The sequence below is a fragment of the Actinomadura sp. NPDC048021 genome (assembly GCF_040653135.1).
Taxonomy (GTDB): Bacteria; Actinomycetota; Actinomycetes; order Streptosporangiales; family Streptosporangiaceae; genus Spirillospora; species Spirillospora verrucosospora.
Map to the genome: position 1 here is coordinate 45,225 of NZ_JBEZJQ010000043.1, position 10,320 is coordinate 55,544.

At 74.0% G+C, this 10,320-nt stretch carries 7 protein-coding genes; 5 read left to right on the plus strand and 2 right to left on the minus strand.

Going from position 1 to position 10,320, the window contains the following annotated elements:
• The first annotated feature begins 10 nt into the window (after positions 1-10).
• The 5 genes from AB0C87_RS41055 to AB0C87_RS41075 all read left to right on the plus strand — a co-directional run bounded on the left by AB0C87_RS41055 (position 11) and on the right by AB0C87_RS41075 (position 5,839).
• Positions 11-778 (plus strand): ATP-binding cassette domain-containing protein, encoded by a 768-nt coding sequence (locus tag AB0C87_RS41055; protein WP_353834793.1) that lies wholly within the window; start codon positions 11-13, stop codon positions 776-778.
• Between the two features lie 13 nt (positions 779-791).
• Positions 792-1,670, plus strand: a complete 879-nt coding sequence (locus tag AB0C87_RS41060; RefSeq protein ID WP_360581942.1) for a carbon-nitrogen hydrolase family protein — start codon at positions 792-794, stop codon at positions 1,668-1,670.
• A complete protein-coding gene (locus AB0C87_RS41065) occupies positions 1,667-2,809 on the plus strand; it encodes an aminotransferase class I/II-fold pyridoxal phosphate-dependent enzyme (RefSeq protein ID WP_353834791.1) in 1,143 nt (380 codons plus the stop codon). The genes AB0C87_RS41060 and AB0C87_RS41065 overlap by 4 nt, the downstream gene beginning before the upstream one ends.
• 44 nt (positions 2,810-2,853) lie before the next feature.
• Positions 2,854-4,815: an acyl-CoA dehydrogenase family protein gene (locus tag AB0C87_RS41070; protein WP_360581944.1), complete on the plus strand. Its 1,962-nt coding sequence runs from the start codon at positions 2,854-2,856 to the stop codon at positions 4,813-4,815.
• Between the two features lie 202 nt (positions 4,816-5,017).
• Complete coding sequence (locus tag AB0C87_RS41075; RefSeq protein WP_345173241.1) at positions 5,018-5,839, plus strand: methyltransferase domain-containing protein; 822 nt, start codon at positions 5,018-5,020, stop codon at positions 5,837-5,839.
• A 296-nt stretch (positions 5,840-6,135) separates the two neighbouring features.
• Here the strand turns inward: AB0C87_RS41075 and AB0C87_RS41080 are convergent, their stop codons facing one another.
• Positions 6,136-9,024 carry an AAA family ATPase gene (locus AB0C87_RS41080; protein ID WP_360581946.1) on the minus strand — a complete coding sequence of 963 codons (2,889 nt, stop codon included), beginning with the start codon at positions 9,022-9,024 and terminating at the stop codon, positions 6,136-6,138.
• A 42-nt stretch (positions 9,025-9,066) separates the two neighbouring features.
• Positions 9,067-10,098, minus strand: coding sequence for a CoA transferase (locus tag AB0C87_RS41085; protein ID WP_345173238.1), 1,032 nt, complete (start codon positions 10,096-10,098; stop codon positions 9,067-9,069).
• Positions 10,099-10,320: the final 222 nt, after the last annotated feature.

Genomic DNA, 10,320 nt, shown 5'->3' on the forward strand with positions numbered 1-10,320 from the left:
GAGGGCCGCCATGGAGCAACCGATGGTGCACGCCGACAACGTGCACAAGTCCTACGGCGCCACGCCGGTCCTCAACGGCGTGTCGCTGACGGTCGAGCGCGGCGAGACGGTCTGCGTGATGGGACCGTCCGGGTCCGGGAAGAGCACCTTCCTGCGCTGCATCCACAACCTGGAGACGATCGACGCCGGACGCATCCGGGTCGACGGGGAACTCGTCGGCTACCGCGAGGGGAGGGGCGGACGCCTCCAGCACCTCGGCGGCAGGGAGGTCTGCCGCCAGCGGTCCCAGATCGGCATGGTCTTCCAGCACTTCAACCTCTTCCCGCACATGACCGTGCTGGAGAACGTCACCGCCGCCCAGATCCGGGTGAAGGGGGTCAGGCAGGGCGAAGCAGAGGCCATCGGCAGGAAGCTCCTCGCCGACGTGGGGCTCGCCAACAAGGCCGGCAGCTATCCCCGGCAGCTCTCGGGAGGGCAGCAGCAGCGCGTGGCGATCGCCCGCGCCCTCGCGATGGACCCCAAGGTGATGCTGTTCGACGAACCCACCTCCGCGCTGGACCCCGAACTCGTCGGCGAGGTCCTCGCGGTGATCCGGGACCTCGCCCGCACCGGCATGACGATGATCGTCGTCACCCACGAGACCGGGTTCGCCCGCGAGGCCGGCGACAGCCTCGTCTTCATGGACCAGGGCCGCGTCGTCGAGGTCGGCCCCGCGCGCGACGTGATCGCCGACCCCCTGCACGAGAGGACCCGCGGGTTCCTCTCGACGATCCTGTGAAAGGCGGCACGGCATGAAGGACCACGTCGACGTCGCGATCGTCCAGTTCGATCCGCGGCCGCTCGACCTGGCCGGCAACCTCGAGGCCATGGCCGCCGCCGTGCGGGCGGAGGCGGCCGGCCGGCCCACCGACCTCGTCGTCTTCCCCGAGCTGGCCACCACCGGCTACCTCCCGCCGGACGGCGGCGACGACTTCCGGCGCCGGCTGGCCGCCGCCGCCGACACCATCCCCGGCCGCACCACCGAGGCGCTCGGCCGCGCGGCACGCGAGACCGGAACCCACGTCATCGTCGGCCTGGCCGAACGCGGGGGCGGCGAGGAGCTGTACAACACGCTCCTCCTCATCGGCCCGGACGGCGAGACGATCGGCGCGCACCGCAAGGTGCACCTGTGGGACCAGGAGCCGAAGTACTTCGACTCCGGGCGCCGGTTCGACGTCCTGGACACCGGCCTCGGCCGCGTCGGGCTGTCGGTCTGCCACGACTCGCGGTTCCCCGAGGCCACGCGCCGGCAGGTCGTGGCCGGGGCCGAGATCCTGGTCTGCGTCTTCGCCTACGCCCCCGACCCGGGCGTCCCCGAGGACATCCTCGCCCACCGCGCGGTGACGCGCGCGTGGGAGAGCACCGCGTACTACGTGCTCGCCAACCGTCTGGGCAGCGAGCACGGCGCGGACTTCGCCGGCCGCAGCCTGGTCGCCGGGCCCACCGGCCGGATCCTCACCGGCGACCACGGTCCGCGGGATCCCGTCGTCCGCGCCCGCCTCCACCGCTGGCCTCTGGCCGACGCCCGCCGCGTCGTGGACGTCGCCCGCGAGCGGCGGCCCGACGTCTACGGCGACCTCTCCCCCACCTCACCGGAAACATCAGCGACGAGCCAGCAGGAGCGCCCGTGACCGCATTCACCCCGTCGGACCGCGTGCGGGAGGTGCTCCGGCACTCCCTGCGGCCCTCCACCCGCCCGCCGGCGGACGTGATCTCCCTGGCGTCGGGCGAGCCGGACTTCGCGACCCCCGAACACATCCGCGCGGCGCACGCCGCCGCGGTCGAGGCGGGCGCCACCCACTACGCCGCCTGGAACGGCGCCCCCGACCTCCGGGAGGCCCTGGCCCGGCAGGCCGGCGGCCCCGGCCGGCCGGGGCGGGCGGCGGACCAGGTCCTCGTCACCCACGGCGGCAGCGGAGCCCTGGCCGCGACGATCCTCGCCTGCGTCGACCCTGGCGACCGGGTCGTCATCCCCGTCCCGACCTACTCCCTCTACGCCGACCTGGTGCGGATGGCCGGGGGCGAGCCCGTCCTCGTGCCGCAGCGCGACGACCTGCACCTGGACCTGGACGCGGTGGCCGCGGCCGCTCCCGGCGCCCGGATGGTCGCGATCTGCAACCCGTGCAACCCGACCGGCGTCGTGTACTCGGCGGAGGAGCTGGAGGGGCTGCGGGACATCGCCGAGCGGCACGGCCTGCTGGTCCTGGCCGACGAGGCGTACGACGAGATCGTCTACGACCCCCGGCGGTTCACCTCCGTCCTGGACATCCCCGGCCTCGCCGAGCGGGTGCTGTACGTCCAGACGTTCTCCAAGACGTACGCGATGACGGGGTGGCGCATCGGATACCTGGTCGCACCGCCCGACGTGGTCGCCGCGGCCGCGGTGGTGCACACCCGCATGGCCGGTCCCCTCAACACCGCGGTGCAGCACGCGGCGCTGGCGGCTCTCACCGGACCCCAGGAGCCCGTCCGGCGGATGCTGGACGAGTACCGGGGGCGGCGCGAGCTGGTGATGCGGCTGCTCGACGGCGTGCCCGGCACCCGGCTGCGGGCCCCCGACGGCACGTTCTACGCGTTCGTCGGGCACGACTCGCGGCTGACGTCCGTGCAGGTGGCCGCGAACGCCCGCGAGCGGGGGGTGGCGGTCCGCCCGGGAAGCGAGTTCGGCGGTGAGGGCTCGGTCCGGCTGTCGTTCGCCACGGACCGGGAGACCCTGACCAAGGGGCTCCTCATCCTGCGCGACATGTTCGAGGACATGGCGACCGGGTGAGCCGGCCGGGGTTTCCGCTTCCGACCAGTGGAAACTTCGATCACATGAGCCAGCGAACCCACGAGCACGTCGACGAGCGGACGGCCCGCAAGGTGGCCGAGGAGGCCCGGGAGTCCGAGTGGCGGCTGCCGAGCTTCGGCAAGCAGCTGTTCCTCGGCGACCTGCGCCTCGACCTGATCCATCCGCACCCCCGCCCGTCGCCGGAGCAGCGGGCGAAGGGCGAGGGGTTCCTCGCCAAGCTCGCCGCGTTCTGCGCCGCCGAGGTCGACCCGGCGCGGATCGAGCGGGAGGCGCGCATCCCGGACAAGGTCGTGCGGGGCCTGCGCGACCTCGGCGCGCTCGGCATGAAGATCCCCGAGAAGTACGGGGGGCTCGGGCTCAGCCAGCTCTACTACGGCCGCGCGCTGATGGTGGCGGGGTCGGTCAGCCCGGCCCTCGGGGCGCTGCTGTCGGCGCACCAGTCGATCGGCGTCCCGCAGCCGGTCAAGATGTTCGGGACGCCCGAGCAGAAGGACGCCTGGCTGCCGCGCTGCGCCCGGGAGGTCAGCGCGTTCCTGCTCACCGAGCCCGACGTCGGCTCCGACCCGGCGCGGCTGCGCGCCACGGCCGTCCCCGACGGGGACGACTACGTCCTCAACGGGGTCAAGCTGTGGACGACCAACGGCGTCGTCGCCGACCTCGTCGTGGTGATGGCGCGCGTGCCGAAGTCGGACGGGCACCGCGGCGGCATCTCCGCGTTCATCGTGGACATGGCCACGCCCGGCATCACCGTCGAGAACCGCAACGCGTTCATGGGGCTGCGCGGCATCGAGAACGGCGTCACGCGCTTCCACGACGTGCGGGTCCCGAAGGCGAACCTGATCGGCGCGGAGGGCGCGGGCCTGAAGATCGCGCTGACCACGCTCAACACCGGGCGGCTGTCGCTGCCCGCCATCTGCGCGGCGGGCGGCAAGTGGGCCGCCGGGGTCGCCCGGCAGTGGTCCAGGGAGCGGGTGCAGTGGGGGCGGCCGGTCGGCGAGCACGAGGCCGTCGCCACCAAGATCGCCTTCATCGCGGCGACCGCGTACGCGATGGAGGCGATGCTCGACCTGTCCGGGCAGCTCGCCGACGACGAGCGGAACGACATCCGGATCGAGGCGGCGCTGGCCAAGCTGTGGTCGTCGGAGATGGCGTGCCGCGTGGCCGACGAGCTGGTGCAGCTGCGCGGCGGGCGCGGCTACGAGACGGCCGAGTCGCTCGCGGCGCGCGGCGAGCGGGGCGTGCCCGCCGAGCAGCTGCTCCGCGACCTGCGCATCAACCGGATCTTCGAGGGCTCCAGCGAGATCATGCATCTGCTGATCGCCCGCGAGGCCGTCGACGCGCACCTGTCGGTGGCCGGGGACATCATCGACCCGGACGCCTCCGCCGGGCGCAAGGCGCGGGCCGCGGCGAAGGCGGGCGGGTTCTACGCGCGCTGGCTGCCGACGCTCGTCACCGGCGCCGGGCACCGCCCGAACGCCTACGCCGAGTTCGGCCCGCTGGCCCGGCACCTGCGGTACGTCGAGCGGGCGTCCCGCAAGCTGGCCCGGTCGACCTTCTACGCGGCGGGACGCTGGCAGGGCGGCCTGGAGTACCGGCAGGGGTTCCTCGGCCGCATGGTCGACATCGGCGCCGAGCTGTTCGCGATGAGCGCGGTCTGCGTCCGCGCGACCGCCGACGCGTCCGACCAGGGGCCGCTCGGCAGCATGGGCGCGAACGGCACGGGGCCGGCCACGGCGCCGGGCAGATCCGCCCTGCTGCTCGCCGACGCCTTCTGCCGGCAGGCGCGCGTCCGCGTCGAGGAGCTGTTCGACGGGCTGTGGCGCAACACCGACGCGATGGACGTGAAGCTGGCGCGGGCCGTCCTCGCCGGGGACTTCGCCTGGGTGGAGGAGGGCGTCCTGGACCCGTCCATCCCGGGGCCGTGGATCGCGCCGTCCGAGCCGGGCCCGAGCGAGCGGGAGGACGTGCACCGGACGATCGGCTGACCCGGCGGGAGGGGGATCGGCCGCGACACGCCCGGCGGATCGCGGCCTCGGGAGGGCGTCCCGCCGTCGCGGGGCGTCCGGCTTCGGCGCGGGAGTAGACTGACCCGACCTTCGCGCCAGAGATCGAACCGTCCCGAGGGGGCGGGGGAACGGTCCGGCGAGCGAGAAGCCGAACGCCAACGCACCCAGCGAGCGGGAAGTAATGCAGTCATCTGGTCAGAAGAAGTCCATCGCAGGCACCCTCCTCAGCCTCCTCGGCAGCGGTCCGAAGAAGGCCGGAACGGCCGCCGGGCCCGCCCCTGACGGGGACGTCGTCCAGCCCGCCGCCGGAGAGGGCGCGCTGGAGAACCACCTGGGCGGGGACGAGGCCCGCAACTACCGCGAGTACGAGTACCAGACCGTGGCCCCGCACGTCGGCCGCTCCATGCTGGAGGTGGGCTCCGGCCTCGGGCACTTCTCCGAGCAGTTCGCCGGGCGCCTGGACTACCTCGTCGTCAGCGACAACGACCCGTACTGCGTCGGCGAGCTGCGCAAGCGCCACGAAGGCAACGACGACGTCGAGGTCATCGACCTGGCCCTGCCCGCCGACATCAAGATCCGGCGCAAGGTCGACACCGTCGTGATGATGAACGTGCTGGAGCACATCAAGGACGACGTGCAGGCGCTGCGCGACCTCGCCGCCGTCACCGAGCCGGGCGGCCGCATCGTCATCTGGGTGCCCGGCTACATGCAGCTCTACGGCGACTTCGACCGCAAGGTCGGGCACGTCACCCGGTACACGCCGGCCACGCTCGAGGCGTCGGTCCGGGAGGCCGGGCTCGTCCCCGAGGTGCTCAAGCCGATCAACTTCCTGGGCGGGATCGCCTGGTGGTTCGCGGTCCGCCGCGGCGGCGCCGGCTACCCCGACCCGAAGCTCGTCAAGATCTACGACCGGACGGTCGTGCCGCTCACCCGCACCATCGAGCGCTTCGTCAAGCCGCCGTTCGGCCAGACGGTCTTCTGCGTCGCGCGCGTCCCGCGCTAGCGCCGCGTTCCGCGCGCGGACGGGGACGGGTCACCACCGGTGGCCCGTCCCCGTCGCTTTTTTCTTGACGCCGAAACGGTATGTCTCGCATCGCCGTCCGGGCCCGGGACCGCAAGACTGTGCAGTGGCCGGACGGGGTCCCGGTCCGCCTCTCCGGGCGGAGAAGCACCGCCTGCTTCCGCGGGCCGCGTCCCCGAAAGGCCAGCCACGAAAGTTCCCGTGTGGTCCGACGGTTCGCGGTGGGGAATCCCGGGAGGGGAGATTCCCCGCCGTGAATCAGGCGGGCGGGCGCCCGCTCAGGCGCCGACCTTCGGGGTGGCGAACAGGGCCAGCCGGTGCGCGGTCGCGGCGGCCTCGCCGCGGCTCGCCACCTCCAGCTTGCCGAGGATGTTCGACACGTGGACGCTGGCCGTCTTCACCGAGATGAACAGCGCCTCGGCGATGTCGCGGTTGCTGCGGCCCTCGGCGACCAGGCGCAGCACCTCGAACTCGCGGGGCGTCAGCCCGAGCGGCGCGGCGGCGTCGCCGCGGCGCGGCATCCGGGTGCGGCGCAGCAGGTCGGCGACCCTCTCCGCCAGGGGCCGGGCGCCCAGCGCGTCGGTGATCAGCGCGGCGGTGTGCAGGACCGACGCGGCGGCCTCGTGGTCGCCGGCCGCGAGCGCGGCCTCCGCCGCGCGGGCCAGGGCCCGCGCCCGGTAGTAGGGGTTGCCGAGGTCCTCCCAGGCGGCCGCGGCCTCCTCCCAGGCGGCCCGGTCGAGGATGCCGCGCGCCCGGGACAGTTCGGCGGCGAACGTGAGGCAGTGCGCGTGCTGGAGCGGGCCGCTCGTCCCGAGGGCGGCGGCGCGCTCCTCCAGGCGCCGCAGACGCTCCTCGGCGGTGGCGCCGATCTCGCCGCAGGCCGCCGCGCCCACGATGAGCGCGGGCCAGGTGTAGCGGGCGTCGTCCGGCATGCCGGTGTGCTGCAGGACGGGCTCCAGCGCCGCCAGCGCGGCCTCGGGGCGTCCCTCGGCGAAGGCGATGTTCGCCTCCAGCCAGAGGGTGCTGAAGTAGTCCTGCGTCTTCATCCACTTCAGCTTGAGCTTCATGATCTCGCGCGACCTCGCCAGCCGCGCCTTGGCCGTCGCGATGTCGCCGCGCACGAGCGCCACCCAGCCGGACAGGACGAGCAGCGAGGTGCGGGTCGTGATGGCGGGGTCCTGCTCCAGGGCGTGGTTCATCACGGCCAGGGCCTCGTCCCACCGGCCGAGCGAGACCAGCGGCTCGGCCTCGTTGATGGACAGGAACGTTCCCTGCGTGCGGCCCACGCCGTACTGGCGGGCCAGCTCCGCGCCGTGCCCGGCGACGGCGGCGGCCTCCTCGTGCCGTCCGGAGCCCTCCAGGAAGTGCGACCTGATCACGTAGTAGCGGAGCAGCACCCGGTGGTTGCCGCTGCGCTCGGCGCTCTCCCCGACCTCGGCGAGGCGCGTCTCGTCGTCGTAGTCGATGTCGGCGCAGAACAGCGTGATGAGCGCCTCGGTCTCCGCGACGGGGTCGCCGAGGGCGCGCGCGATGGACAGGGACTCCAGCGCCGCCTCGCGGGCCGCCTCGATGGAGGTGGTGATGCGCACGTAGTTGCCGAGCGTGGACAGGGCCCGGGCGCGCAGGATGGTCGGCGGGTCGGCCGGCAGCGCGTCCACCGCGGCGCGCAGGTCCTCGACGAAGCCGGGGCGCGCCACGTGGTAGAGCATGCGGCCGCGCTGTTCGAGCAGCGCCGCCCAGCGGGCGGTGTCGCGCTCGCCGTCGGCGGCCTCGACCTCCTTCAGCGCGGCGGTCGTGAGCTTGATGCCGCGGTCGAACTCGCCGGCCAGGTCGGCGGCGTTCGCGGCGTCCTCCAGGACCGAGACGTGGTCGGCGCCGATGCGCTCCGCCGCGTCGGGGACCTTGTCCCACAGCTGGAGCACGCGTTCGAGCATCGCCAGGCACTCGGCGTAGGCGACCGCCTTGCGGGCCTCGCGCGCCGCGCGCCAGGACGCGACCAGCGCCCACGTGCTGTCGTGGGCCTGCGTCCAGTGGTAGCTCAGCTCGACCCAGAGCCGCCGGGCCGGGACGAGCCCGGGGTCCTTCTCCAGGGCCTCGGCGTAGCGGGTGTGCAGGCGCGTGTACTCGCCCGGCAGCAGGTCGTCGTGGACGGCCTCGCGGATCAGGGCGTGCCGGAACGCGTAGCCGTCGCCGTCCACGACCAGGACGTTGGCGGCGACGGCGGGCCGCAGGACGCGGGTCAGCGCGGCGTCGTCGAGCCGGGACACCGCGGCCAGCAGCGCGTGCTCGATGCGGGTGCTGCCGCCGCTGGCGTCCCGCAGGACGTCCTGCGTCTCCTCGGGGAGCCGCTGGACGCCCGCCAGCAGCAGGTCGCGCAGCGACTCGGGCAGCTCGCAGGCCAGCGTGCCGTCGTCGTCGAGCAGCGCCTCGATGAACAGGGGGTTGCCCTCGCTGCGGGCCTCGATCCGCTCGACGAGGCCGGGCGGCGGGATGTGGCCGAGCAGCTCGGTGACGAGCGCGGCGACGTCGGCGCGGGCCAGCCGGCCGATCTCCGTCCGGCGGACGCGTTCGAGCCGCTCCAGCCCGGCGAGCAGCTGGCGCAGCGGATGGGTGCGGTGCAGCTCGTCCGACCGGTAGGTCATGACGATCAGCAGCGGCGCCGAGCCGAGATTGCGGATCAGGAAGGCCAGCAGGTCGCGGGTGGACCGGTCCGCCCAGTGGGCGTCCTCGATGACGAGCACGACCGGGCCGCGCTCGGCGAGCCGCTCCAGCAGCGTCAGCACGACCTCGAACAGCCGGGCGCGCTCCTCGCCGGACGCGGCGTCGCTCTCCGGCTCCCCGAACTCGGGCAGCAGCCGGGCCAGGGCGCCGGTGTCGCCGCGCGGGACGAGCCCGGCGACGCCGTCGACGCCGATGTCGCGGACGAGCCCGCGCAGGATCGTGGTGAACGGCGCGAAGGGAAGGCCGTCGGAACCGAGCTCCAGGCAGCCGCCGACCAGCGTCCTGGCGTCGGCCTCCCGGCTGAACTCCCTGACCAGGCGGGTCTTGCCGAGGCCCGCGTCGCCGCCGAGCAGCACGGCGCCCGGCGCGGCGGCGAGGGCGTCCCGCAGCTGCCGCAGTTCGGCCGACCTGCCGACCAGGACGGGACTCATCGCACGCGCGTTCACGTCACAAGCATGCCAAAGGGATCGGACAATCCCACCCGTATATCACTCCGTGAGACGCCAGCCCTGGCCCCGGTGCTCGTCCAGCTCCGGAACCGCTCCCCGCGGGAGCGGCGGGTGGACGGCCGTCCGCACCGGTCCCTCGTCCTGGACCCTGCGCGCCCTGAAGTGGTCGAGTTCGAGCATCTCGGCGCGGGACAGCAGGGGCGCCACCGGGGCCCCCGCCCGCGCCAGTCGCTCGACGGCCTCTTCCCGGGTGAGCCCGGCGACCGCGGAGGCGACCGCGCCGTCCAGCTCGCGGATCCGCTGGAGCCGCTCGGCGAACGGGACGGCGGCGTGCTCGCCGATGCCGAGCGCGCGGCAGGTCGCCGCCCAGAGCTTCTCCTCGGACACGACGCCGAGGGTGATCTTCTGGCCGTCCCTGGTCGGGTAGACGCCGTAGCCCGGCACCGGCCCCGCGCCCGACCGGCGGGTCGCCGCCGGGACGGTGCCGACCCAGTGCGCCAGGACGTCCGCCATGCCGAGGTCGATGCGGTCGCCGACCCCCGTCTCGCGGGCCTTGAGGCAGGCGGCCGTGATCGCGAAGGCGGCGGTCGTCGCGGCCGCCATGTCCGCGAGGGGAAGCTCGTCGGCCTCCGGCGACACGGCGTCGGGGGGCAGCGCGGCCGCGTGGGCGCGGTAGTTGATGTCGTGTCCCGGAACGTCCCTGAGCGGGCCCTCCGCGCCGTATCCGGAGATGGAGCAGTAGACGAGCCGAGGGTTCAGCGCCCTGAGGGTCCGGTGGCCCACGCCCAGCCGCTCGGCGACGCCCGGCCTGAACCCCTCGACGAAGACCTCGGCGTCCGCGGCCAGTTCCCTGAGCGCCGCGAGCCCGTCCTCGGACTTGAGGTCGAGCACCATGCCGCGCTTGTGCCGGTTGAGGACGTCGAAGTGGTCGCGGAACATCCGCATCGGCTCCCCGCCGGGCGGCTCCACCTTGATCACGTCGGCGCCGAGCTGGGCGAGCAGCTGCGTCGCGTACGGCCCGGGCCGCCACATCGTCAGGTCGAGGACGCGCAGTCCGTCCAGCGGCGCCATGGTGCTCCTCGCGTGTCGGGGACCATCACCGTGCCGTTCCGCCGTGTCCGGAGTCAAGCGAGCGCTTGGTCGTCAATGGTCGCGGGAGCGGCCGCCGCCCCGCCGTCCCGCGAAGAAGAACGGGCCGCACGCCCGGCGCTTCATGGCCCGTGCGCGCTCGCCCCCACGCGCGGCGGGGCCGTCCCTTCACCGACTCCCGCAGCGCGGGCAGTTCGGCGGGCC